1 protein-coding gene is annotated in these 280 nt (G+C 72.9%); it reads left to right on the forward strand.

What is annotated here, in order from left to right; translation table 11 throughout:
- Positions 1 to 126: 126 nt before the first annotated feature.
- Positions 127 to 280 (forward strand): IS66 family insertion sequence element accessory protein TnpB (tnpB, locus tag QWY29_RS21170; RefSeq protein ID WP_369292674.1); only part of this gene is annotated, 154 nt, incomplete at its 3' end.

The following is a 280-nucleotide window of genomic DNA, read 5'->3' on the forward strand; positions in this document are numbered from 1 at the left end:
CGCGGCCCGCGAGGAGGTGGTCGCCGACGTGGAGATCGTGCTGCCGATGGGCTACCGCGTGCGCGTCCGCGACGCGAGTGCTGGGGCCACGCTGCGCACGGTGCTCGATGTCCTTGAGGCGCGCGGATGATTCCCGCGCACGTCCGCATCTTCGTCTGCACCGAGCCCATGGACCTGCGGCGCTCGTTCGATGGTCTGGCGCTCGCCGCGCGGGAGCGGCTGGGCGAGGACCCGCGCGCGGGCGGGCTGTTCGTTTTCACCAACCGGCGGGCGAACCGCT

Origin of the sequence: Nocardioides abyssi (assembly GCF_030412915.1) — a bacterium.
Classification (GTDB): domain Bacteria; phylum Actinomycetota; class Actinomycetes; order Propionibacteriales; family Nocardioidaceae; genus Nocardioides; species Nocardioides abyssi.